General features: G+C 61.4%; 25 protein-coding genes (1 of these 25 cut by a window edge). 13 read left to right on the top strand and 12 right to left on the bottom strand.

Annotation, left to right across the window (positions count from 1 at the left end; all coding sequences use genetic code 11):
- Positions 1–7 precede the first annotated feature (7 nt).
- From nth to KI617_RS13505, 3 genes are read left to right on the top strand one after another with little or no spacing between them, the layout of a single operon-like run.
- The gene (gene nth, locus KI617_RS13495; protein ID WP_226447069.1) at positions 8–640 is read left to right on the top strand and encodes an endonuclease III; all 633 of its coding nucleotides are present in this window, start codon (positions 8–10) and stop codon (positions 638–640) included.
- A complete protein-coding gene (locus KI617_RS13500) occupies positions 637–1,653 on the top strand; it encodes an FIST C-terminal domain-containing protein (RefSeq protein WP_226447071.1) in 1,017 nt (338 codons plus the stop codon). Before nth ends, KI617_RS13500 begins: the two co-directional genes overlap by 4 nt.
- Positions 1,646–2,077, top strand: coding sequence for a DUF1841 family protein (locus KI617_RS13505; protein WP_226447073.1), 432 nt, complete (start codon positions 1,646–1,648; stop codon positions 2,075–2,077). Before KI617_RS13500 ends, KI617_RS13505 begins: the two co-directional genes overlap by 8 nt.
- 17 nt (positions 2,078–2,094) lie before the next feature.
- Here the strand turns inward: KI617_RS13505 and KI617_RS13510 are convergent, their stop codons facing one another.
- Together KI617_RS13510 and KI617_RS13515 are read right to left on the bottom strand one after the other, a co-directional pair.
- On the bottom strand, positions 2,095–2,868 hold the full coding sequence (locus KI617_RS13510; RefSeq protein ID WP_226447075.1) for an oxygen-binding di-iron domain-containing protein: 774 nt from the start codon (positions 2,866–2,868) through the stop codon (positions 2,095–2,097).
- Positions 2,869–2,943: 75 nt separating this feature from the next.
- Positions 2,944–4,728: a GspE/PulE family protein gene (locus KI617_RS13515; protein WP_226447077.1), complete on the bottom strand. Its 1,785-nt coding sequence runs from the start codon at positions 4,726–4,728 to the stop codon at positions 2,944–2,946.
- Between the two features lie 135 nt (positions 4,729–4,863).
- Between KI617_RS13515 and KI617_RS13520 the strand changes: the two genes are divergently transcribed.
- Positions 4,864–5,427, top strand: coding sequence for a hypothetical protein (locus KI617_RS13520; protein WP_226447078.1), 564 nt, complete (start codon positions 4,864–4,866; stop codon positions 5,425–5,427).
- A gap of 337 nt (positions 5,428–5,764) precedes the next feature.
- Here KI617_RS13520 and KI617_RS13525 read toward each other — a convergent pair whose 3' ends face one another.
- The 3 genes from KI617_RS13525 to KI617_RS13535 all read right to left on the bottom strand — a co-directional run bounded on the left by KI617_RS13525 (position 5,765) and on the right by KI617_RS13535 (position 7,743).
- Positions 5,765–6,415, bottom strand: coding sequence for a hypothetical protein (locus tag KI617_RS13525; RefSeq protein ID WP_226447080.1), 651 nt, complete (start codon positions 6,413–6,415; stop codon positions 5,765–5,767).
- 322 nt (positions 6,416–6,737) lie between these two features.
- Positions 6,738–6,950, bottom strand: a complete 213-nt coding sequence (locus tag KI617_RS13530) for a DUF3820 family protein (RefSeq protein ID WP_226447082.1) — start codon at positions 6,948–6,950, stop codon at positions 6,738–6,740.
- A 40-nt stretch (positions 6,951–6,990) separates the two neighbouring features.
- Complete coding sequence (locus tag KI617_RS13535) at positions 6,991–7,743, bottom strand: sulfite exporter TauE/SafE family protein (RefSeq protein WP_226447084.1); 753 nt, start codon at positions 7,741–7,743, stop codon at positions 6,991–6,993.
- Positions 7,744–7,845: 102 nt separating this feature from the next.
- On the opposite strand from KI617_RS13535, the gene KI617_RS13540 reads away from it, so the two are divergent.
- Positions 7,846–8,766, top strand: coding sequence for a LysR substrate-binding domain-containing protein (locus tag KI617_RS13540; protein WP_226447085.1), 921 nt, complete (start codon positions 7,846–7,848; stop codon positions 8,764–8,766).
- Between the two features lie 7 nt (positions 8,767–8,773).
- Here KI617_RS13540 and KI617_RS13545 read toward each other — a convergent pair whose 3' ends face one another.
- Positions 8,774–9,940 (bottom strand): MFS transporter, encoded by a 1,167-nt coding sequence (locus KI617_RS13545; RefSeq protein WP_226447087.1) that lies wholly within the window; start codon positions 9,938–9,940, stop codon positions 8,774–8,776.
- Positions 9,941–10,039: 99 nt separating this feature from the next.
- Here KI617_RS13545 and KI617_RS13550 point away from each other — a divergent pair, with 99 nt between their 5' ends.
- The 3 genes from KI617_RS13550 to KI617_RS13560 all read left to right on the top strand — a co-directional run bounded on the left by KI617_RS13550 (position 10,040) and on the right by KI617_RS13560 (position 12,044).
- Positions 10,040–10,582, top strand: a complete 543-nt coding sequence (locus tag KI617_RS13550; protein ID WP_226447089.1) for a YgjP-like metallopeptidase domain-containing protein — start codon at positions 10,040–10,042, stop codon at positions 10,580–10,582.
- A 67-nt stretch (positions 10,583–10,649) separates the two neighbouring features.
- Complete coding sequence (locus tag KI617_RS13555; protein ID WP_226447091.1) at positions 10,650–11,522, top strand: hypothetical protein; 873 nt, start codon at positions 10,650–10,652, stop codon at positions 11,520–11,522.
- Between the two features lie 6 nt (positions 11,523–11,528).
- Complete coding sequence (locus tag KI617_RS13560) at positions 11,529–12,044, top strand: YkgJ family cysteine cluster protein (protein ID WP_226447093.1); 516 nt, start codon at positions 11,529–11,531, stop codon at positions 12,042–12,044.
- A 10-nt stretch (positions 12,045–12,054) separates the two neighbouring features.
- Here KI617_RS13560 and KI617_RS13565 read toward each other — a convergent pair whose 3' ends face one another.
- The 3 genes from KI617_RS13565 to KI617_RS13575 are packed head-to-tail and all read right to left on the bottom strand — an operon-like array spanning position 12,055 to position 14,293.
- The gene (locus KI617_RS13565; protein WP_226447094.1) at positions 12,055–13,584 is read right to left on the bottom strand and encodes a cryptochrome/photolyase family protein; all 1,530 of its coding nucleotides are present in this window, start codon (positions 13,582–13,584) and stop codon (positions 12,055–12,057) included.
- Positions 13,581–13,730, bottom strand: a complete 150-nt coding sequence (locus KI617_RS13570; RefSeq protein ID WP_226447096.1) for a DUF2256 domain-containing protein — start codon at positions 13,728–13,730, stop codon at positions 13,581–13,583. Before KI617_RS13570 ends, KI617_RS13565 begins: the two co-directional genes overlap by 4 nt.
- 17 nt (positions 13,731–13,747) lie before the next feature.
- A complete protein-coding gene (locus KI617_RS13575; RefSeq protein ID WP_226447098.1) occupies positions 13,748–14,293 on the bottom strand; it encodes a lipocalin family protein in 546 nt (181 codons plus the stop codon).
- 164 nt (positions 14,294–14,457) lie between these two features.
- Between KI617_RS13575 and KI617_RS13580 the strand changes: the two genes are divergently transcribed.
- Genes KI617_RS13580 through KI617_RS13600 form a run of 5 tightly spaced genes read left to right on the top strand, consistent with a single transcriptional unit; the run spans position 14,458 to position 18,229 of the window.
- The gene (locus KI617_RS13580; protein ID WP_226447099.1) at positions 14,458–15,198 is read left to right on the top strand and encodes an SDR family NAD(P)-dependent oxidoreductase; all 741 of its coding nucleotides are present in this window, start codon (positions 14,458–14,460) and stop codon (positions 15,196–15,198) included.
- Between the two features lie 8 nt (positions 15,199–15,206).
- A complete protein-coding gene (locus tag KI617_RS13585; RefSeq protein WP_226447100.1) occupies positions 15,207–15,665 on the top strand; it encodes a DUF3429 domain-containing protein in 459 nt (152 codons plus the stop codon).
- A gap of 27 nt (positions 15,666–15,692) precedes the next feature.
- Positions 15,693–16,052 (top strand): hypothetical protein, encoded by a 360-nt coding sequence (locus KI617_RS13590; RefSeq protein WP_226447101.1) that lies wholly within the window; start codon positions 15,693–15,695, stop codon positions 16,050–16,052.
- Complete coding sequence (locus KI617_RS13595) at positions 16,042–17,394, top strand: ABC1 kinase family protein (RefSeq protein ID WP_226447102.1); 1,353 nt, start codon at positions 16,042–16,044, stop codon at positions 17,392–17,394. The genes KI617_RS13590 and KI617_RS13595 overlap by 11 nt, the downstream gene beginning before the upstream one ends.
- 28 nt (positions 17,395–17,422) lie before the next feature.
- Entirely contained in the window at positions 17,423–18,229 is an 807-nt protein-coding gene (locus KI617_RS13600) for a MipA/OmpV family protein (protein ID WP_226447107.1), read from the top strand.
- 114 nt (positions 18,230–18,343) lie between these two features.
- Here the strand turns inward: KI617_RS13600 and dbpA are convergent, their stop codons facing one another.
- From dbpA to htpG, 3 genes are all read right to left on the bottom strand, one after another.
- Positions 18,344–19,744, bottom strand: coding sequence for an ATP-dependent RNA helicase DbpA (gene dbpA / locus KI617_RS13605; RefSeq protein WP_226447109.1), 1,401 nt, complete (start codon positions 19,742–19,744; stop codon positions 18,344–18,346).
- Positions 19,745–19,751: 7 nt separating this feature from the next.
- On the bottom strand, positions 19,752–20,240 hold the full coding sequence (locus KI617_RS13610) for a hypothetical protein (RefSeq protein WP_226447111.1): 489 nt from the start codon (positions 20,238–20,240) through the stop codon (positions 19,752–19,754).
- A gap of 242 nt (positions 20,241–20,482) precedes the next feature.
- Positions 20,483–21,172: the end of a molecular chaperone HtpG gene (gene htpG / locus KI617_RS13615; protein ID WP_226447112.1), read on the bottom strand. 1,221 nt of this gene lie beyond the right edge of the window; 690 of the gene's 1,911 nt are visible here — the last part of the coding sequence; its start codon lies off the right edge, out of view; the stop codon is at positions 20,483–20,485.

A 21,172-nucleotide genomic window follows, 5' to 3' on the forward strand; every position in this document is an offset into this window, starting at 1 on the left:
CAACTCCGTGAAAAAAGCCAACATCGAACAGTTCTACAGCCGCCTGCGCGACGCCAATCCTGCGCCGACGACAGAACTGCACTACGCCACGCCATTTCAGTTGCTGATCGCCGTGATCCTGTCGGCCCAGGCCACCGATGTCGGCGTCAACAAGGCGACGCAGCGGCTTTTCCCGGTGGCCCCGACGCCGGAAACCATGCTGGCGCTGGGAGAAGAAGGACTGACGGAATACATCAAGACCATCGGCCTGTTCCGGACCAAGGCGAAGAATGTCATTGCCACCTGCCGCATGCTGGTCGAACTGCACGGCGGCGACGTTCCCGACGACCGGGAGTCGCTTGAAGCCCTGCCCGGCGTCGGCCGCAAGACGGCCAACGTCGTGCTCAACACGGCTTTCGGCCAGCCGACCATCGCCGTCGACACGCACATTTTCCGCCTCGGCAATCGCACCGGTCTAGCGCCGGGCAAGACCGTCGAAGAAGTTGAAAAGAAACTGCTGAAAGTCACACCGGATGCCTTCAAGAAGGATGCCCATCACTGGCTGATCCTGCATGGCCGCTACATCTGCAAGGCGCGCAAGCCGGAGTGTGGCCGCTGCGTGGTCATCGACCTCTGTAGCTTCCGGGGCAAGACCGTATGAAAGCGGGGACCGGCCTGATCGCCGGCCAACGCCCAACGCCTGAGCTGGCGCATGAAGCCGTGCTGGCCGCTCTGGCCGCAGCCGGCCTGGAGCGGGCCGACAACGTCATCCTGCTGCTGAGCCGCGACTTCATCCGCAACCCGCAACCGGCAGTTCTCGCTGCAGCGCGCGCCGCCGGCTGCCTTGCAGTCTGCGGCTGTACGGCCAGCGGCCTGTTCACCGAGCACGGCTGGCAGATGGATCAACCGGCTGCCGCAGCCCTCGTCTATGCCTCGCCAGGCGGCGAAACACCGGCCGACTCGCCGATCCTGTCCTTCAGCGGCCACGGCCGCCTGCCTTTCGAATGGCAGGACGACGCCCCCCGCGCCGGCCTGCTCGATGCCGAAGCGGCTGCCTGGTCGCTCGCCAGAACCTCCGACAGCGGCTGCGCGGAATTCCGCCTGCCCAGCCTGCGCACCCGTCTTGCCCGTTCCAGTGGCTTGCGCCGGCTCGGTGACGCCTTGCCCGTCGATGCTTGCCGCGGCTTCGAACTCGGACGCGTCGGCGGCCATCGGGCGGTCGACAGCCTGTATCGCGCCCTGCCACCTGAATTGCGCGAGCGTCCGCCCCTGCACCAGATCGTCGCCCTGCGCCATCCGGACGAACCGGGCATTGCCATCCTCTCCGCTGGCGGCGATGGCTCGCTGATGCTGGCCGATACCCTGCGCGACGGCGAGACGATCACCTGGGCCATCCGCCAGCCGCTGGCGGCTGAGCAGGACATGCGCCAATCGCTGAGCGCTGCAGCCGCCAGCCAGAGCAAACCGGATTTTGCCCTGATGTTTTCATGCATCGGCCGCGGGCCCTTGTTTTACGGCAACGACGACCGCGACCTGCTGGCTTTTCGCGAAACCTTCCCCGACACGCCGCTGCTCGGGGCCTACGGCACCGGCCAGATCATTCCGCAAGGCGGGCAGAACCGCCTGTTCCACAACACCGTACTCACCCTGTTATTCGAAAGCACCCATGTTTAATCCCTCCCGCGAACAGGTCCGCCGCTTCTTCTGCGATGCCTGGAAGAAGCATATCGACCGCCTGCCGCTGGTCGGCGCCGAGGTCACGGCCGCCGACATCGCCGCCCGCCACCCGGAATACCAGGCGATGCTGAGCGACGCCAATGCGGCCGTGGAAAAGGAATGGGTACCGGAAGGTGGAGAAATGAATCCCTTCCTGCATCTGTCGCTGCACCTGGCCATTCATGAGCAGGTCAGCATCGACCAGCCACCCGGCATTCGCATGGCCTTCGAACAACTGCGCGCCCGGATGGACCCGCACGATGCCGAGCATGTGCTGCTCGAATGCCTGGGCGAAACGATCTGGCGCGCCCAGCGCGAAGGCCAGCCGATGGATGCGATGGCCTACGTGGACGCGGTGCGCCGCAAGTCCAGCCTGATCTGATTCCGCTCAGGCGCCCCTTATCGGGGAATCTGATAGCTGCTCTGCGTCATCAGGTCGATGCCGCATTCGATGCCTTCGACCCAGTCGATGAAATCGCTGATCGCCTGCTTGCCGACAAAACGCGCTCCGTGCTGCGGCACGATCTGTTCGATATCGAGCTGACGAACCATGTTGGCCCAGAACCGGCAGACCTTGCGCGAGACAATGTAACGCCGATGGAAGGGCTCCATGTATTTCACGTGGCTGGCGAAATCGGTGACCGGCTGCGCCGCCTGCTCATGCGTGACCAATGACGTGCCCAGGTCGCCGGAAAACAGGATTTTCGAAATCGGATCGTAGAACTGGAAGTTGCCTTCGGCGTGCATGAAATGGGCCGGCAAGGCCAGAATATTGCACTGCCCGAGGCGGATCACCGCGCCCTGATCGGGAATACCGAGGATGCGGTCGGAGATATCCTTGCCGGTCGTGAAATGCGGGACGAAACGGGTCCACAGGCTGGAAATCATCACCTTGCAATGCGAGGCAATGAACCATTTATTGACTGAAGCAATGATGTCCGGGTCCGGGTGCGAGGCCAGGATGTAATCGAGATCCTTCGACGAGAAATGCTTCTGCATGTCCATCAGCAGGCCGGTGTAGGTCATGTTGCCACCGGGATCGATCAGGGCGCCGTGGCCATGATTGACGACCAGGAACTGGTTGCACTGAACAGCGCCGCTCGCCGTATCGTCCACCAGATCGTAGAACGCGTGGACGATGTGATTGCCATCATTGAAAAGCTCAACAGCCATAATGCCCCCAATCGAAGAGGGGGCAATTATCTACACAATGTGTCTAATTTGCTAGATCTTAAGTGCTAGATAATACTAACTATCATCAGATGGTGGCGCCACCTTGATGACTTCTTCCAGTGAGGTCAGACCCTGCGCTACTTTCAGCGCGCCGGAAATGCGCAACGGACGCATGCCTTCGCGGAAAGCCTGCTCGCGCAGCTTGGGAATTTCCGTCAACGGCTTGATCAGCCGGCGGATTTCGGGCGAATTGACCAGGATTTCATAGACGCCGACCCGCCCGGTATAGCCGGTCATCCGGCATTCCAGACAGCCGACCGGCTGCCAGATCTGGGCCGGCTCGGCCGATTTCCAGGGCGCCACCAGCGAACGCCAGGCGGCTCGCTGATCCTCGGTGGTCGGGGTCGGTTTTTTGCAATGCGGGCACAGTGTCCGGACCAGACGCTGGGCCATGACACCGAGCAGCGTCGAATTGATCAGATAGGCCGGTACACCGAGATCGAGCAGGCGAGTAATCGCCGACGGGGCATCGTTGGTGTGCAGCGTCGACAGCACCAGGTGGCCGGTCAAGGCCGCCTGGATGGCCATTTCAGCCGTTTCCAGATCGCGGATTTCGCCGATCATCACGATGTCCGGATCCTGCCGCATCAGGGCGCGCACCCCGTCGGAGAAGCCGAGGTCGATGGCGTGGCTGACCTGCATCTGGTTGAACGAGGCCTCGACCATTTCGATCGGGTCTTCAATGGTGCAGACGTTCACCTCCGGCGTCGCCAGTTGCTTCAGCGTCGTGTACAGCGTCGTCGTCTTGCCCGAACCGGTCGGGCCGGTGACCAGGATGATGCCGTTCGGCGATGACGTCATCTGCTTCCAGCGAACCCGATCGTCGTCCGAGAAACCGAGCGAGCGAAAATCGCGGACCAGCACTTCCGGGTCAAAAATCCGCATGACCAGCTTTTCGCCAAAGGCGGTCGGCAAGGTCGACAAGCGCAATTCGACTTCCTGCCCGGAAGGCGTGCGCGTCTTGATGCGGCCATCCTGCGGGCGGCGTTTTTCGATGACGTCCATCCGGCCGAGCAGCTTGATGCGGCTGGTCATGGCGTTCATCACCGCCATCGGAATCTGGTAGACCTGATGCAGCACGCCATCGATGCGGAAACGCACGATGCCGAGATCGCGCCGCGGCTCGATATGAATGTCGGAAGCCCGCTGGTCGAAGGCGTATTGCCACAGCCAGTCCACGATATGGACGATATGCTGGTCGTTGGCGTCAAACTGCTTGTTGGCCTTGCCCAGTTCGACCAGTTGCTCGAAGCTCGACAGACCGGAAGTCACCTCGCCCTTGGCCGCGGCCTTCTTGACCGACTTGGCGAGGTTGAAAAACTCGACCAGATAACGGCTGATGTCTTCCGGATTGGCCATCACCCGGCGGATCTGCTTGCGCAGGATCTGCTGCAGTTCTTCGACCCATTCGCGGACGAAAGGCTCGGCCGTGGCAATGACGATTTCCCGTGTCGTCACCTGCACCGGCAGAATGCCGAAACGCGCCGCGTAGGCGCTGGACATCACCTCGGCGACACCGGTGAAATCGATCTTCAGCGGGTCGATGTGCTGGTAATCGAGGCCGACCCGGGCAGCCAGCCATTCGGTGAGCGCCTCAAGACTGAGCAGGCGGACCGACGGCTTGGTGGAACGCCACTTCTGGTCGGCGATGACGATCAGGGGATGAATCTTGCCCCCATGCAAACGGCGCTCGGTTTTCAGCGAGTCGGCCGCCTCACGGCTAACCAGTTCATCCTCCACCATCCAGTCGAGCACTTCAGTGAGTGCCAGGCGATGTTCGCCTACATTCTTGTCAGTCATGCGCGGCAATATAGCATGCAGCACGTAAGCATTTGTAAGCGGCAAGCCGCCTGTTTGCACTCCTTTACAACTTGCCGGGAACAATCGCCACAGGCCACCTAGAATGAAGTTGTAACCACTCGCAAGGAGCCCAAAATGAAAACCCGTCTGATGATGATTGCCACTGCATTGATGACATCCCTGATCTGCCTGCCGGCCAGCGCCCAACCCGGGCCGGGCATGGGTGGAATGGGTGGAGGAATGACAGGCATGGGCCCGGGAATGGGCGCCGGGATGGGTCCGGGCATGGCGCAAGGCGCCAGACCACGCGCCCGCGCCCCGCGCGACTGCAGCCAGGCGCCAAACCCCGCCGCCTGCACGGCTCACCGCGAAGCCCGCGCCAAAGCCATCGAAGCCTGCAAGGACAGCGCCGGGCCACAGCGCCGGCAATGCATGCGAGAACAGCGGCAGAATTTTGACTGCAGCAAATCAGCCAATCCGCAGCAATGCGAATCGCGCAAGATGGCCTACAAGGAATGCCAGGGCCAGGCCGGCCCCGCCTTCCGCCAGTGCGTACAGCAGAAGATGCCCCCGGTCGACTGCAGCAAGGCGCCCAATCAGGCCCGCTGCGACCAGCACCAGAAAGCCCGCGCCGCCTGCCAGGACAAGTTCGGCCCGGAACACAAAGCCTGTTTGCGTGAGCAGTTCGGCGTGAAATAAAACCAAGGGATGCCGGGAAACCGGCGTTTCCGGGTGACCATGGTGTCGGGATTATGTGCGGATAGTCGCCGAACAAAAAAAGGAACCACTTCAGGTTCCTTTTTGTTTGAGTAGTTCGGGGGCGATGGTTTGTCTGGTGTGTGCCCATAGCCGCCGTATCCGCTCTTGGAAAGCGGACACTAAGGAGTGTTGAAGGTGAAGCGGCCCACTTGCGGGACGCCCCAACTGCCAAAGGCCGAACCTTGACCGGGATGTTGAACCGGGTTTGTCCAACAACTGGGTCAGATCACGGCTCGCTTCGCGATCACGATCTATCCTTAATCGTTAGGCGCAAGCTTCACAGGTGCTCGTCGAGTAGCTCGCGCAGGCCACTAATTTGAGCCCCCACATCCTTGATATCCAGTTTGTCCCACTCTGCATGCAGGGCGTGATTTCGCACTGCAGAAAAGGATTTAAGTCGCTTTGCCTTCACCGCAGTGAAAACACTTTGCTTTGCCAGTTCGTCGATAAGCGGCTCTAGCGATAAACCTGAGGGGGCGATATTAGATTTCACCGCGATTCGTTTTACGGTGTCTTCTAATACAGCAGACGCAAGTACTGCGGCTTCCTTAGTTTTTCCTGATTTGTGATACAGGGCCGCATGATCTAAGAAATCATCAAATGCTGTTGCAACAACTTGATCTTCGAGCTTAATTAGCAAACCTGCTTGTGCCTCTAGCTGTACAGATTGGAGCAGCCCGAGCATCTTTTCCATCGTTGCACGAGGGAAACCACCCTTGAGATTTTCGTTGGAAACGAGTCGATCCAGTTCCGCACGGTAAAAACTGTCTGTAGGGGCAACCTGCTGTATAGAGTTGGCCGCTGATGAAAACCAACTCTGAGAAGCCACGACGTCACGCATCCAGTAATCTTCATGAGATTGAGAGCGGACAGTTGCTGTTCCGCGTGTAACTAATTCGTCGATTCGCTTCAGAACGTGAGTTTGCATACTTTTTTACGCTTAACAGTTAATAGGTGGATCCATGGGGCTGCCTATGCATATTCGAGCGGACGCAACAGAAACGTCAAAACAGCAACGACTCGCAAGGCTTTCCACACATTTTGCTCGCTAACTCACTTACAAAAAAGGAGACTGGCGACCAAGCATCTATCCATATCGCATTTTACTCAAGATGAATGTCTGCTTCAGGGTTATACACACGAAGGACAGCTATTGGCCGAACTCCGCCTGATGACATCCGGGAGTACCGATCAAAACGCCGTTGCCGTTCGCTGATAGGCAACAGGCAAATAGACCAGCGGACAACAAGCTACTTCCGGCGCAATGGCTTCAGCAGATCCGATAGCCCGTTGTGGTCGATTTCCTGCATCAGGGCCAGCAAGCGGCCGATTTCCCCAGGCGGGAATCCCTCGCGGGCGAACCAGTTGAGGTAATTGCCCGGCAGGTCGGCAATCAGCGTGCCCTTGTGCTTGCCGAAGGGCATGGGAAGGGTAACCAGGCGCTGCAGGTCTTCAGGATTCATGCGTGGCGGCTTTCAGGCGGAGTCGCCATTGTGCCAAAACTCAACCGTGGACGATCATCCACAAGGCGGTGGCCAGCAGCATCAGCGCGAAAGCCACGCGCAGGCGCCGTTCTGGCAGGCGATGGGCGATGCGCACACCGTAGGAAACGGTCAGCGCGCCGCCCAGCGCGAACAGCACGCCTGTCTGCCAGTCGACCAATCCGGCATTTGCAAAAGTCAGCAGGGCCACGATGGAACTGGGCATGACCAGGGCGATGGCGAAGCCCTGGGCCATGGCCTGCGTTTGCCGGAAAAAGGTGACCAGAATGGGCGGCGTGATCATGCCGCCGCCGATGCTGATCAAGCCCTGGCAGGTACCGCCGACCAGCCCGACCAGCGGAATCAGCCGCTCGGGCAGCGAGAATGACCAGCGCGAGCGCCCGGCGCGCAGGGACCACAGGCTGTGGATGGCCAGCCAGAGCAGGAAGGCACCGAAATAGCGGCGCAGTTCGCTGGAGGCCAGACTGCTGGCGTAGTGGGCGGTCAAGGCCGTTGCCGTCACCGAGCACAGCACGAGCAAGGCGGTGCGCAGTTTCGGCAACGGCTGGCGCTGGGTGTAACGCCACAGGGAAATGCTCAGGTTCGGCACCATCATGACCAGCGCCGTGCCCTGCGCCAGCTTCTGGTCCATGCCGAACAGGCCGGTCATCACCGGAATGGCGATGATGCCGCCGCCAATGCCGAAGATGCCGCCGGCGAGCCCGAGGGCAGCACCGATCAGCAAGGGTAAGACAAGGCTCAGGGTAAGGATCATGGACGGACTCGGAAAGAAAGTCGGGCCATGATACTGCTTTGCAGAAAGGCGAAAATGTCGCTAAATTAACTCCATTCGTTAATTTAAATTATCAATAAACCAATGAGCTCCGAACTGGCTTTCTTCAGCCTGCTCGTTCAGCAGGGCAGTCTGGCCCGAGCCGCCCGCGAGCTTGGCCTGACCGGCCCGGCGGTCAGCCGTCGCCTCGCCCAGCTTGAGCAACGACTCGGCGTCCGCCTGCTGGCCCGCACCACACGGCGGATGAGCCTGACGCCGGAAGGCGAGCTGTATCTGGCCGAAAGCCGCCGCATCCTCGGCGAAATCGAGGCACTGGAGCAGGCCTTGAACCGCACCCGGGCCGAGCCGCGCGGTTTGCTGCGCATCCATGCCACCTTTGGTTTTGGTCGCCGGCAACTGGGACCTGCCGTCTCGGAATTTGTCCGCCAGCACCCAGCCGTCGATATCCAGCTCACTTTGAGCGATCAGCCGGTCACGCCCGGTGAGCAGGGTTTCGACATCGCCATTCGCTTCGGCGAGCCACCCGAGGCACGCGTCGTTGCCCGCAAGATTGCCTCCAACCAGCGCTACCTGTTTGCCTCGCCGGCTTATCTCGCCAGACGCGGCCAGCCGCTGACGCTGGATGAACTGGTCGACCATGACTGCATCGTCATCCGCGAAGGCAGTGGCGCCTTCGGCACGTTGACGCTGTGCTCCGGCAAGCAATGCCGGAACATCAAGGTCAGCGGCAAGTTGAGCACCAATCACGGTGAAGTCGCGGTCGATTGGGGGCTCGACGGCCACGGCATCCTGCTTCGCTCACTGTGGGATACCGCCACCGACCTGCGGGCTGGTCGCCTGGTTCGTGTGCTGCCCGAATGGTCCGGTAGCCCGGCCGACATTTACGCGCTTTACCCGCAGCGTCTGAACCTCTCGGCCAAGGTGCGGGTGTTTCTCGATTTCCTGACTGAGCGCTTCGCCGCCTATCGTATCGCCGCCGACAACGAGGCCGAACTACCCTGGTAGCGTGGGTTCAGCGGGCAAGCCGCCACAGGGGATAAAGGCCGAGCAGGCCAAGCAGCGGCCCGGGCAACAGTAGCCAGGCGATGCTCGTTCCCCAGTCGGCTATCCAGGCGGTACCAAGCTGGATCGACACCATGGTGATGGCAAAACCGATCGAGTTCTGGAAAGCCAGCGCGCTGCCGACGATTTCCGGCGGGCAGGCGCGAGCCGAAAGGGCCGAGAAATGCGGTGAGTCAGCCACCACCGAGGCGCCCCAGAGCAGCAGCAAGGCGATCCTTGCCCAGGCAGGCCAATCGCCAATCAACGGGAACAAGGCGCAGCAGAAGGCCGAGACAGCCAGTGCCGTTGCCGCCACCCGGGCACTGCCGATACGCTGGCTCCACCAGCCGCCGAACAGGCAGCCGAGGGCGCCGATGCCGATGATGGCGAAGGCCAGGCCGGAAAGCTCACGACTTCCCGGTTCGGCCAGCCCGCTCAGGATGACCAGCGCTGGCGTCAGGGTCCAGAAGGCGTACAACTCCCACTGGTGGCCAGAATAGCCCAAAGCCGAGGCGCGGAATTCGCGCCCCGAGAAGGCGTAGAACACCCGACCGAGACGCAGCGGTAGTGCGCCGTGGCGGCGCTTCAGATGGGGGCCGTCACCGAGCCATGAAATCATTGCGGCTGCGACCAGCGCCAGCCCGGACGAAATGAGGATAGTCGCCTGCCACGACCACCCTGCCCCGGCCAGCCGGATGCCGTGCGGCAAGGCGGTGCCAAGCGTCAGCATGCCGACCAGTTGGGCCAGCGCAGCGCCGGCCCGCTCGGGCACCCAGCTGACCACCAGTTTCATGCCCAGCGGGTACACGCCGGCCAGACAGAAGCCGACCGCGAAACGCAGGGGAATGGCCGTGTTCATGCCGTCGGCCAGCAGGGCAAAGGCGGCATTGCACAGGGCGCCGAGCACTGCACAGACGGCGAAGATGCGGCTCGCCGCGAAACGGTCGGCCAGGCCGGAAATGGCAAAGGTCAGCGTACCGAGGATGAAGCCGAGCTGCACGGCATTGGTCAGCGTCCCAATTTCGGCCGGCGCAATGCCCCAGGCGCGAATCAGGTCGTCGGCGGCGCTGTTGGCCGAGAACCACAGCGAGGTGCCGAATAGCTGGGCAATGACGATGATGAGGACGGGGTTTTGCATAGGTGAATCGATTTCTTGAATTCGCGCTAGCTTATCGCCGATTTTCACAAATCACGCGAAAAAACCATCCACCCGACCTTCCAGTAAAATCGGCCCGCCATGACCAAACCCGCCTCGCCCAACTATCTCGCCGGCTACCCCGCTCATTTGGCGGAATCAGTCTGGCGCCTGATCGAACAGGATCAGCTCGGGAAAGTGCTGCGCCAGAAATACCCGCAGATTCATCAGATCCGCACCGACAAGGCGCTGTACGACTATGTCCAGGAGATCAAGAACACCTATCTGCGCAACGCGCCGCAGCCGAGCAAGGTGGCGTTTGACGGCAAGCTGCAGACCCTGCAAAAGGCGCTGGGCATCCATACCCGGATTGCCAGGGTCCAGGGTGGCAAGCTCAAGACCAAGCGCGAAATCCACGTTGCCAGCCTCTTCCGCGAGATGCCGCCCGAGTTTCTGCGGATGATCGTCGTCCATGAAATTGCGCATCTCAAGGAACCGGAACACGACAAGGCGTTCTACCAGTTGTGCCAGTACATGGAGGCCGATTATTTCCAGCTGGAGTTCGACCTGCGCGCCTATCTGTGCCACCTTGCAGCCGGCGGCCCGCCATTGTGGGCGGCCGAGGTTTCCGGGGATATTGGCTGACATTCACGGTCAAGCATTAACAATGACCAAAATTGAAATCTTCTGCGACCAAACGGAGTAGCAAAACATGCACCCTGGCCTGATCCGATTGCTGCCAATCGCCCTTTTGCTGCTGCTCGGCGGTTGCATGTCGCGTGGCATTCCGCAGGCTGCCGGCAGCGGCGAACAGCCGGCAGCGCGCGCCGTGCTGCAGAAGTCGGCGGAAGCGCATGGCCTGGCTGCCTTCCGCCAGATTGATGACCTTAGCGTCGGCTATGCCGGCGAGTGGTACGGGCTGGTCAGCAAGGTGCAGCCAATACTGATCGACTCCGATTTCCGCCAGGGTTCGCAGGAGCGGATCATCTTCAAGGGCGGGCCGATGATCGCTCAGCGCCACCTTGGCCCGAAGGGTAGCAAGCAGGTCATCCGCCGCAGCGGCGAGGTGCAGGTTTTCTACAACGATGTTCCGGCCGACGACCGCGATGTGCTCGCTGCGGCAGCGCTGGTCGCCGACGGTTACCGGATGTTCCTGACCGGGCCGTTCTATTTTCTCGACGGCAACCTGAGTCTGGAAATGGGCGAAGACGAAACCGTCGAAGGCCGCCCATGCACAACGCTGGTCGCCGTGCGCCGTCCCGGTCACGGGCTGTCGGCTGAGGATCGTTACCTGCTGTTCATCGACACCGAAAACCATTTGCTGCGCCGTGTCCGCTTCACGATGGAAGGTCTGGAATCGACGCAGGGCGCCATCGCCGAGGTCGATTTCTTCGACCACAAGGAGATCGCCGGCGTCACCTGGCCAACCCGTTTTTACGAGCGTCTGCGCAAGCCGATCCCCAGCCTGCCGGTGCATGACTGGCGGCTGATCGGGCTGGATGTAAATCGCGGCCTGAGCGAAGCGGACATTGCCGGACCGAGCTTTTCCCCCAAAGCGGCGGAAGCCGCCCGGCCGATCAAATAAGAAACAATGAGCCAACTGACTGAACTGCATGTCGATATCGACGCCCGGGTGGCCAGCATCCGGGAAAACACGGCCGACTGGCTGTGCGGCAAGGGTTGCGATAGCTGCTGCAAGCGGCTGGCCGAGGTGCCGCAACTGACTGTGGCCGAATGGAACTTGCTGCGCGAAGGCCTGGCCGGGTTGGCGGCTGATCACCTGCAAGCCATCAGCCGAAAGATCGCCGCCGTGGCCAACTCAACGGCCCGCCCCGTCGTCTGCCCACTGCTCGACCACGCCACCGGCGCCTGCCCGGTCTATCTGCACCGCCCGGTGGCCTGCCGCACCTACGGTTTCTACATGCAGCGCGACCTCGGGCTGTTCTGCCGCGACATCGAAAAACAGGTAGCCGATGGCGCCCTGCCGGATGTGGTCTGGGGCAATCACGATGCCATCGACCGCCGGCTGGCCGGAATGGGCGAAAGCCGGCCGCTGACCGAATGGTTTGCGGACTGGATACGCGACGGTCTGCCCTCGGATCAATAAGGCAACCGCCCTACAAATCCTCTATCCCGGCCCGAATTTCATCCGCCCTGCCCTGCGCGGCAGCCAGGGCTTCCGGACTCATTTTGGCGAGCTGGCGATAGACCATCCCCAGCCTTGGGTTGGCTGCCAGCCGTTCGCCATTGCGGGCGAAAAAATCCCAGTACAGCCCATTGAACGGGCAAGCCCGCTCGCCGAGGCGCACCTTTTTGTCGTAATGGCAGCCCTTGCAGTAATCGCTCATGCGGTCGATGTAGGCGGCACTCGACACGTAGGGTTTGGTGGCGAGCCTTCCACCATCGGCAAACTGGCTCATGCCGACGGTGTTGGGCAGCTCGACCCATTCGAAGGCGTCGATATATACACCGAGATACCAGCCATGCACCGCCGCCGGATTGAGCCCGGCGAGCAGCGCGAAATTGCCGATAACCATCAGGCGCTGGATGTGGTGAGCGTAGGCATGTTCCAGCGACTGGCCGATGGCGTGCGCCAGGCAGCGCATTTTCGTTTCGCCGGTCCAGAACCATGACGGCAGCGGCCGCTGGTGATCGAAGAAGTTCTGCGCCTCGTAGCCCGGCATGTTGGCCCAATACACGCCGCGCACGTATTCGCGCCAGCCGAGAATCTGCCGGATGAAACCTTCCGCCGCCGCCAGCGGCACGTGGCCGGATTCATGCGCCTCGGCCGCCTTGGCGACGACCTCGCGCGGATTGAGCATCTTGGTGTTGAGCGCGAAGGAGAGCAGCGAGTGGAAGAGCCGCCAGGCGCGATGGGACATCGCATCCTCAAAATCGCCAAAATTCGGCAGGGCTTCGGCGATGAAATCATCGAGTTGCTGCAAGGCTTCGGCCCGGTTCAACGGCCAGCGAAAGCGCTGCGCGCTCGGTTCGCCAAAGCTAGCCACGCCGGCCTGCTGGATAGTCTGCCAGAGCGCCGAGTGATCGTGCTCGCTGCGCCAGTCGGCCGGCTCGCGCGGCAGGCCGGGCCAGGGTTTGCGGTTGTCGTGATCGAAATTCCACTGGCCGCCCAGGGGCTTGCCGGGGCCGGCCATCAGCACGCCATGACGAATCCGCATCTGACGGTAGAAATGCTCCATGAGCCATTGCTTGCGCTCGGCGAAAAGCTGGGCTGCTTCGTCGCGGCGGGTGTAGAAATGTTCGCTATCAACCATCCGGGCGGGAATGGCGAGCTGCTTGGCGTAGTCGGCAAGTTGCTGATCGAGCCGCCATTCGTCCGGCGCCTGATACTCGAAGGCGCTGGCCGAATACTCGGCGATCAGCGCATCCAGATTGGCCGGCAGCGACTGGCGGTGGGCCGAATCGTCAATCGCCAAGTAATGCACGCGATGGCCCGAGAGCCGCAGCTGTCGGGCGAAGTCGCGCATGGCGGCAAAGATGGCGATGATTTTCTGGGCGTGGTGCAGGACGTAATCGGTCTCCTGCCGGACCTCCATCAGCACGTAAACCGTGTGGTCGTCGGGCACCGAGAACCAGCTGTGCTCCGGATTCAGCTGGTCGCCGAGGATCAGGCGGAGCATGGTCATGATTTTCCCTGGCGATTGCGCCGGCAGCGCTCGGAGCAATATTTCACCTCGTCCCAGACTGCGGCCCATTTTTTGCGCCAAAGATACGGACGACCGCAGCAAAGGCAGACCTTGCTCGGCAGGTCGGATTTTTTCGTCGCGCGCATTCAGGAAGCTGCTTGGCTCAATTCGTATCGGCCCGTTTCTGCTCGACCCAGATCAGCTTGTCGGTCGCAAAACCGAGCGCCTTGGCCTGACTGAGCAGTTGCTCACGGAGCTCGGCCGGCAGCGTCTTGTCGCGGGCGAGAATCCACAAATAATCGCGGTCCGGCCCGGCGACGAGTGACCAACGGTAGTTCTGCTGATCGAGCGCTATCACGTGATAGCCGCCGTAGAACGGCCCGAAGAAAGACACCTTCAATGAAGCCGTTCCGGGATCGCCGATGAACAGGGCGCGGCCGATGGCCTCCTTCCACGCCTGTCGCTGCATGTCGTATCCCCGGTTGATGACCTTGACGCTGCCGTCTTCCTGCAACTGGTAGGTGGCATTGACGTCGCTCATGCCGCGCTCGAAAGAATGGTCGAGCCGGGCGATTTCATACCACTGCCCGAGGTAGCGATTGATGTCGAATGAAGTCACCGGACGAACGCCTTCGGGCGGCGCCGTCGAACAGGCGGCCAATGTCAGGGCGAAAAACACGGCGAGGATAGCGGAGCGGATAAACAACATGAGCAGGCTTTCGGCAGGCATTTCGGAAAACTATCAGCACGGCGTCAAAACAATTTTGTCCTAGACAAATATAGAACATAATCGCAATAATAAGCCAATTACCCGCAAAATATACTAGACAATATTTTCCGCTCAGGACGAAATATATTCACCAAGGAGCCCACATGAACAAGATCGCACTGGTTACCGGCGCTGCCGGCGGCGTCGGACGTGCCGTGGTGGCTCGTCTTGCTGCCGAGGGCTGGCAGCTGATCGTGACCAGCCGCCAGGCAGACCACCTGACGGCAGCCTTCGGTGACCAGCACCTGCAAGTGGCGGCTGATTGTTCGACTGTGGACGGCGCCCGGCAGATTCTGCAGGCGGCCAAGGAGCATCAGATGCTGCCCACCGCGCTGGCCCATTGCGTCGGCAATATTCGTCTCGGCGCCATGCACCGCATGAGCGAGGCGGATTTCAACGATTGCCTGAGCGCCAATCTGATCAGCGCCTTCCACACGCTATCGGCTTTCGTTGGCACCCTGCGCGAGGCGCACAGTCCCGGTGCGGCCGTGCTGGTTTCATCCGCCGCTGCACGCATCGGCACGCCGAACCACGAAGCAGTCGCCGCCGCCAAGGCCGGGCTGGAAGGACTGGTCCGCGGCGCCGCCGCCAGCTATGCCGCCAACGGCATCCGCATCAACTCCGTTGCCCCCGGCATCATGGAAACACCTGCCTCGGCCGGCGTCATCGCCAGCCCGGCGGCCCGCGAAGGCGCCGCCCGGCAGTACCCGCTGCCCGGCATCGGCTCGCCGGATGAACTGGCCGAGCTGATGGTCTGGCTGCTTTCCGATTCAGCAGCCCGCGTCACCGGGCAGGTCTGGTCGCTCGACGGCGGATTTTCCAGCATCCGCCCCTTGGTCAAGTGAGGTCCATCATGGCTGAACAACACTCGCTTCCCCTGCCCCGTACGGTCGCCTGGCTCGGCTACGGTGGCCTGCTTCCTTTTCTGGCGCTGGCGCCGGCCAGCCTGCTTGACCACCATCATGGGATGGTCTGGAGCGATGCCCTGTATGCCTACGGGGCGATCATCCTGAGCTTTATCGGTGCGCTGCATTGGGGGCTGGCCATGAGCCTGCCCGGTCTGACAGAACGCCAGCGCTCGGCCTGGTTTATGTGGAGCATCGTGCCGGCCCTGATTGCCTGGCCGGCCGTCCTCTTCTCGCCACCACTTGCCGCGCCGCTCCTGATTGCCGGCTTCATTGCCCACTACCTGCAGGACCGGCGGCTGGCCGGCCAGGCAACGCTACCGGACTGGTATCTGCCGCTTCGCCTGCGCCTGACGAGCGTCGCTGCCGTCTGTCTGGTCGCCGGTGTTTTTGCTACCTGTGTTTAACTACGGAATAAACCCGGAGATCGCACCATGAACCTGTTCAATCATTTGCCCGGTTTCGCCCGCACACCGGCCGGCAAGGAACGTGTCGTCCTCCGTCAGCTTCCCAGAGTGCTTCTGCTCGGCACGCTGCTGCTCACCGTTCCCTCGCTATTGGCCCACCTGATCGCCAATCCGGATGATGCGCTGGCGGTCACCACCACCGACATTTACGTCATCAGCCTGATCATCCTGCACTGGACGGTGGTGTTCACCGTCGGCATTGCTTCCTTCATCGTCATGATGATGAAAGGCCCGGCCTACGTCGCCGACGCCTATCCGCTCGACGAAGCAGAAACGCTGGATGCGCCACCGAAATGGAAGCCCCACGGTAAACCGCATGGCCGATGAGCCGGTAACGAAGTCCTCGGCCGTTCCCCACGGTCGCTGGTCGCGCCTGGCCCGGCTGGGCTCGCTGGCCGGTGGCGTGGCCGGCAACATGCTGGCCGAGGGCGCACGGCAGTTTGCCCAAGGCAAGCGGCCGCAAATGCATCAACTGCTGCTGACACCGGCCAACGCCCGCCGGGTGGCCGATCAACTGGCGCAACTGCGCGGCGCAGCGATGAAGGTCGGGCAGTTGCTGTCGATGGATGCCGGCGAACTGTTGCCGCCGGAATTGGCAGAAATCCTTTCCCGGCTGCGCGCCGATGCCATCCCGATGCCGATGAGCCAGGTTGTCAGCGCCCTCAGCACCAACTGGGGCGACGGCTGGGATCGCCATTTCGAACAGTTCTCCTTCACCCCGATGGCGGCGGCCTCGATAGGCCAGGTACATTTTGGGCAACGCAAGGATGGCAGAAAAGTCGCCGTCAAAATCCAGTACCCCGGCATCCGCCGCAGCATCGACAGCGATGTGGACAACGTTGCCACCCTGCTTCGAGTTTCCGGCCTGCTGCCGAAGTCGCTGGACATCAAGCCGCTGCTCGATGAAGCAAAAAAGCAGTTGCACGACGAGGCTGACTACCGCCGCGAAGGCGCCTGCATGATGCAGTTTGGCAGCCTGCTGGCCGACGCCGACGAGTTCATGGTGCCGGAAATGCACGACGATCTGACGACGGAAAACATCCTGGCCATGACGCGCCTCGACGGCCTTGCGCTGGAGAGTTTGAGCCATCTGCCGCAGGCAGAACGCGATCGGATCGTCAGCCAGCTGTTCCGCCTGCTGTTTCGCGAAATTTTTGAATTCCGGCTGATCCAGACCGACCCGAACTTTGCCAACTATCGTTACGCCGCAGCATCGCAGCAGCTCATCCTGCTCGACTTCGGCGCCACCCGCGCTTATCCGGCGGCGATGGTCGACAGCTATCGGCGTCTGATGAGCTGCGCGACTCGCAACGACCGGCACGGCATGAACGAGGCCGCCGTGGCCATCGGCTATTTCCAGCAGGACATCAAGGAAGGCCAGCGCCAGGCCGTCCTCGACATTTTTGCGCTGGCTTGCGAACCGCTTGGCCACATCGGCGAATACGACTTTGGCCGCTCCGACCTCGGCGTCCGCATTCGCGACGCCGGCATGGTGCTCGGCATGGATCGCGATTTCTGGCACACCCCGCCAGCCGACGCGCTCTTTTTGCACCGCAAGCTGGGCGGGCTTTATTTGCTGGCAGCTCGATTGAAAGCCCGCGTCAATATGCAGGAAGTGGCCGGGGCAAGCGGTGTGAACCCGAACGCATCCAGCCTCGATCAAATTTAACAGTCAGTCATTTCCCAGCGGAGTCCCCATGAAAACACCTTTCCATTTACTGAAAGGCTTCGCCGTGATCGGGCTGCTTTCGCTCACGGCGCCCAACGCATTTGCCCAGGCCTTTGATGCCGTTCGCCTGACTGGCGGCGCTGCGGAAAAGGATCGTGGTTCTGTCGGGCTGGCCGTCATTGCCGGCATGGCTTACCAGGGCGCCGACGAACGGCGAACGCTGGTTCTGCCGGGGATCGACTACCAGTGGCGAAACGGCTGGTTTGCCGGCACCCGAAATGGCATCGGCTACAATTTTGGTCAGACTCGGGAATTGCAGTATGGCCTGCGCGTCACCGCTGATTTCGGACGCGACGAGAGCCGGTCGGATGCGCTGCGCGGCATGGGCGACATCGACCCGAAACCGGAGCTAGGCGCCTTCCTGAACTACTCGCTCAGCAAGGAAATCACGCTGACCTCGTCGCTGCGTTACGGCTCGGGCAATGACCGCACGGGAATGGTCATCGATCTCGGTGCAGGCTATTCAACAAAGCTATCCCCGCTGTGGCGCCTCGGTTTCGGCGCCAGCATGACGCTGGCCAACGAGGACTACATGCAGTCTTATTTTGGCGTTACCGCAGCCCAGTCGGCGTCGAGTGGCTACGCGGCTTACCGCCCGGAATTCGGCTTGCGTGACATTCGCGCCAACGCAGCGCTGAGCTATCAAATCACGCCGAGCGTGGCAATCCTGACCACCCTTTCGGTCAGCAGCCTGCAAGGCGATGCCAAGGACAGTCCGCTGACGCGCCAGGCGACTTCGGTCACCGGTGTCGCCGCCGTATCGTATGAGTTCTAGGTAGTGGGCAAGCAGTCTTCAGGCAATCACTGACGCCGGGAGACTTCCACGGACAACCTGAAAAAGAAGCCAAAATTGAAATCACGCCATTGGCTGGCGTGATTTCAAAACCGATCAATTGGTCAGAATCCGTACCTTGACGGTCTTGCCCTTGACCTTGCCGGCCGACAGTTTGCGCACTGTTTCCTTTGCAACAGCGCGCGCCACGGCGACGTAGGTACTTTGATCGGTCACCGTGATCTTCCCGACCTGTTCACGGGTCAAGCCAGCCTCGCCAGCCAGCGCGCCCATGACATCGCCCGGACGAATCTTGTCCTTGCGCCCGCCAAGCATGAGCAGCGTGGACATCGGCGGCACGAGCGGCGAATCATCGGTGACTTCCACCGTCTTCAAGTCGAGGACGTCGAGCTTGCACTTCATCATCTCGGCGATGGTCGCGACGCGGCGGCGGTCGCCGGAGCTACACAAACTCAGCGCCCAGCCTTCTTCGTCGCCACGGCCAGTACGGCCGATGCGGTGAATGTGGATCTCCGGGTCGGGCGTCACATCGACGTTGATGACCGCTTCGAGCTGGTCGATATCGAGGCCGCGCGCCGCAACGTCCGTCGCCACGAGCACCGAACAACTGCGGTTGGCGAACTGGATCAGCACCTGATCGCGCTCGCGCTGTTCCAGATCGCCATTCAGCGTGAGCGCATGAATGCCGGCGTGGCGCAGGACATTGACCAGATCGCGGCACTGCTGCTTGGTGTTGCAGAAGGCCAGCGTGTTGACCGGGCGGTAATGCTTGAGCAGGCGCACCACTGCATCCAGACGCTCTTCATGCTTGACCTCGTAGAAGCGCTGGCGAATCTTCGTTTCTTCATGCTGCTCAAGGAGTTTGACCTCCTTGGGCTGACGCAAAAACTGTTTGGCCAGTTGGGCGATGCCTTCCGGATAGGTCGCCGAAAACAGCAAGGTCTGGCGCTGGGCCGGGCAACGCTTGGCGACGTAGGCGATGTCGTCATGGAAACCCATGTCGAGCATGCGGTCGGCTTCGTCGAGAACCAGCGTGTTCAGTTCGTCGAGCTTGAGGTAGCCACGCTCCATGTGATCCATGATGCGACCGGGCGTACCAACGACGATGTGCACACCCTTTTCCAGACTGTTCGCCTGATTGCGCAGCGTCGAACCACCAACCAGCGACAGCACCTTGATGTTCTCTTCAAAACGGGCCAGACGGCGGATTTCCTGCGTCACCTGATCGGCCAGTTCACGCGTCGGGCACAGCACCATGGCCTGCACGGCGAAACGGCTGGTGTTCAGGCGATTGAGCAGCGCCAGCCCAAAGGCGGCGGTCTTGCCGCTACCCGTCTTGGCCTGCGCGATCAGGTCGTTGCCGGCCAGGGCCAGCGGCAGGCTGGCGGCCTGGATCGGCGTCATGCTCAGGTATTCAAGCTGCGCCAGATTGGCCAGCATGGCCGGCGACAGCGGCAGCGTGTCGAAACTTTGGCCGACGGTGGTGTCTTCGCTCATCCGCGACTCAAACCTTGCGCTTGCGGGCCGGCATCGGCTTGCGCTGGCGCTGGCCAGGCTTATGAACTTCAGCCTCCGGCTTCGGCTTGGGCACCAGCAGGTTCTTGGCTGTCGTCTTCTCGGATGCACGATGGGCCAGGATGGCTTTCGTCACATCAGCAGGATCAACGGTAACGCCAGCGTGCTCGCCCTTGACGTTGTAAGCAGAGAGCCTGTCCTTGATGGCAAACAGGCGTTCCGGCGTTTCGGCCTTGCGGGGCAAACCGGTGACAATTTCCTGCGCGGCAGCAGTCAGCACGAAACCGCCGGCCTCGGCCTTGATCAGGCCATGCTTGGCCAGGCGGTCGAAAGCCTCGACCAGCTTCGCCTCGTTGGGGATGTTGTTCTGCAGCAGATCAGCCGCAGCGACGATCTCGACCAGCTCGCCCGGCCGCCGCTTGGAAGAGAGCGCCGTGGCGAGAATAAGAAGGGAGTCAACGTCGTGGACTGGATGCATCGGAATACCTTTGAATATCTGGGGAATGAGAAACGGCGGGGAATCAGCGGGTCAAAGGCCGGAAAAAAGAGCCGGCCTGAAATCAGTTTCTCGAAAGGACGTCAGTGTACCCGGTTTGCCGGTCCAGGCGTCGCGAAACCTGACAAACGAGGTCACAGTCAACCGGAAATTCATGTCAATTTCCACTCGTAAAAAAGGGCCACCCAAGGGCGGCCCAATTTCGTTGCCAAAAATTCGGCAGATTACTTCGCTGACAGCACCATCATCAGGTCATTGATGCGCTTGACGAACCCGGCAGGATCATCCAACTGACCACCTTCGGCCAGCGTCGCCTGTTCGAACAGCAGCGCCGCCCAGTCGTCAAAACGGCTTTCCTCGTACTTCAAACGCATCACCGCCGGGTGCTGCGGGTTGATTTCAAGGATAGGCTTCGAGTTCGGCATCGGCTGCCCAGCCGCCTTCATCAGGCGGGCCAGATTGCCCGACGGGTCGTGCTCGTCAGACACCAGGCAGGACGGCGAATCGGTCAGGCGGTAAGTAACGCGAACATCCTTGACCTTGTCACCGAGCGAGGCTCTCACCTTTTCCAGCAACTCCTTGTACTCGTCGGCCGCCTTCTCGGCTTCCTGCTTCTCGGCTTCGTCTTCCAGCTTGCCCAGATCCAGACCGCCCTTGGCGACGGATTGCAGGTGCTTGCCCTCGAACTCGGTCAGATGGCCAACCACCCATTCGTCTACACGATCCGAAAGCAGCAACACTTCGATGCCCTTCTTGCGGAAGATTTCGAGGTGCGGGCTGTTCTTCGCAGCATTGAAGGTATCGGCCGTGACGAAGTAAATCTTCTCCTGGCCTTCCTTCATACGGCAGATGTAGTCGGCCAGCGAGACGTTTTGCTCTGGCGTGTCGTTGTGCGTCGAGGCAAAGCGGATCAG

This window comes from Ferribacterium limneticum (assembly GCF_020510625.1).
GTDB lineage: Bacteria > Pseudomonadota > Gammaproteobacteria > Burkholderiales > Rhodocyclaceae > Azonexus > Azonexus limneticus_A.

What these genes read in the sequence shown, in the direction of transcription:
- KI617_RS13550 (WP_226447089.1), top strand. Translation starts at nt 10,040, where the DNA reads ATGACCAAACCCGCCTCGCCCAACTATCTCGCCGGCTACCCCGCTCAT.
- KI617_RS13555 (WP_226447091.1), top strand. Translation starts at nt 10,650, where the DNA reads ATGCACCCTGGCCTGATCCGATTGCTGCCAATCGCCCTTTTGCTGCTG.
- KI617_RS13505 (WP_226447073.1), top strand. Translation starts at nt 1,646, where the DNA reads ATGTTTAATCCCTCCCGCGAACAGGTCCGCCGCTTCTTCTGCGATGCC.
- KI617_RS13560 (WP_226447093.1), top strand. Translation starts at nt 11,529, where the DNA reads ATGAGCCAACTGACTGAACTGCATGTCGATATCGACGCCCGGGTGGCC.
- KI617_RS13570 (WP_226447096.1), bottom strand. Translation starts at nt 13,730, where the DNA reads ATGCGCGCGACGAAAAAATCCGACCTGCCGAGCAAGGTCTGCCTTTGC.
- KI617_RS13520 (WP_226447078.1), top strand. Translation starts at nt 4,864, where the DNA reads ATGAAAACCCGTCTGATGATGATTGCCACTGCATTGATGACATCCCTG.
- KI617_RS13545 (WP_226447087.1), bottom strand. Translation starts at nt 9,940, where the DNA reads ATGCAAAACCCCGTCCTCATCATCGTCATTGCCCAGCTATTCGGCACC.
- KI617_RS13565 (WP_226447094.1), bottom strand. Translation starts at nt 13,584, where the DNA reads ATGACCATGCTCCGCCTGATCCTCGGCGACCAGCTGAATCCGGAGCAC.
- dbpA (WP_226447109.1), bottom strand. Translation starts at nt 19,744, where the DNA reads ATGAGCGAAGACACCACCGTCGGCCAAAGTTTCGACACGCTGCCGCTG.
- KI617_RS13585 (WP_226447100.1), top strand. Translation starts at nt 15,207, where the DNA reads ATGGCTGAACAACACTCGCTTCCCCTGCCCCGTACGGTCGCCTGGCTC.
- KI617_RS13510 (WP_226447075.1), bottom strand. Translation starts at nt 2,868, where the DNA reads ATGGCTGTTGAGCTTTTCAATGATGGCAATCACATCGTCCACGCGTTC.
- KI617_RS13530 (WP_226447082.1), bottom strand. Translation starts at nt 6,950, where the DNA reads ATGAATCCTGAAGACCTGCAGCGCCTGGTTACCCTTCCCATGCCCTTC.
- KI617_RS13590 (WP_226447101.1), top strand. Translation starts at nt 15,693, where the DNA reads ATGAACCTGTTCAATCATTTGCCCGGTTTCGCCCGCACACCGGCCGGC.
- KI617_RS13535 (WP_226447084.1), bottom strand. Translation starts at nt 7,743, where the DNA reads ATGATCCTTACCCTGAGCCTTGTCTTACCCTTGCTGATCGGTGCTGCC.
- KI617_RS13500 (WP_226447071.1), top strand. Translation starts at nt 637, where the DNA reads ATGAAAGCGGGGACCGGCCTGATCGCCGGCCAACGCCCAACGCCTGAG.
- KI617_RS13540 (WP_226447085.1), top strand. Translation starts at nt 7,846, where the DNA reads ATGAGCTCCGAACTGGCTTTCTTCAGCCTGCTCGTTCAGCAGGGCAGT.
- KI617_RS13580 (WP_226447099.1), top strand. Translation starts at nt 14,458, where the DNA reads ATGAACAAGATCGCACTGGTTACCGGCGCTGCCGGCGGCGTCGGACGT.
- KI617_RS13610 (WP_226447111.1), bottom strand. Translation starts at nt 20,240, where the DNA reads ATGCATCCAGTCCACGACGTTGACTCCCTTCTTATTCTCGCCACGGCG.
- KI617_RS13575 (WP_226447098.1), bottom strand. Translation starts at nt 14,293, where the DNA reads ATGTTGTTTATCCGCTCCGCTATCCTCGCCGTGTTTTTCGCCCTGACA.
- KI617_RS13525 (WP_226447080.1), bottom strand. Translation starts at nt 6,415, where the DNA reads ATGCAAACTCACGTTCTGAAGCGAATCGACGAATTAGTTACACGCGGA.
- KI617_RS13515 (WP_226447077.1), bottom strand. Translation starts at nt 4,728, where the DNA reads ATGACTGACAAGAATGTAGGCGAACATCGCCTGGCACTCACTGAAGTG.
- KI617_RS13600 (WP_226447107.1), top strand. Translation starts at nt 17,423, where the DNA reads ATGAAAACACCTTTCCATTTACTGAAAGGCTTCGCCGTGATCGGGCTG.
- KI617_RS13595 (WP_226447102.1), top strand. Translation starts at nt 16,042, where the DNA reads ATGGCCGATGAGCCGGTAACGAAGTCCTCGGCCGTTCCCCACGGTCGC.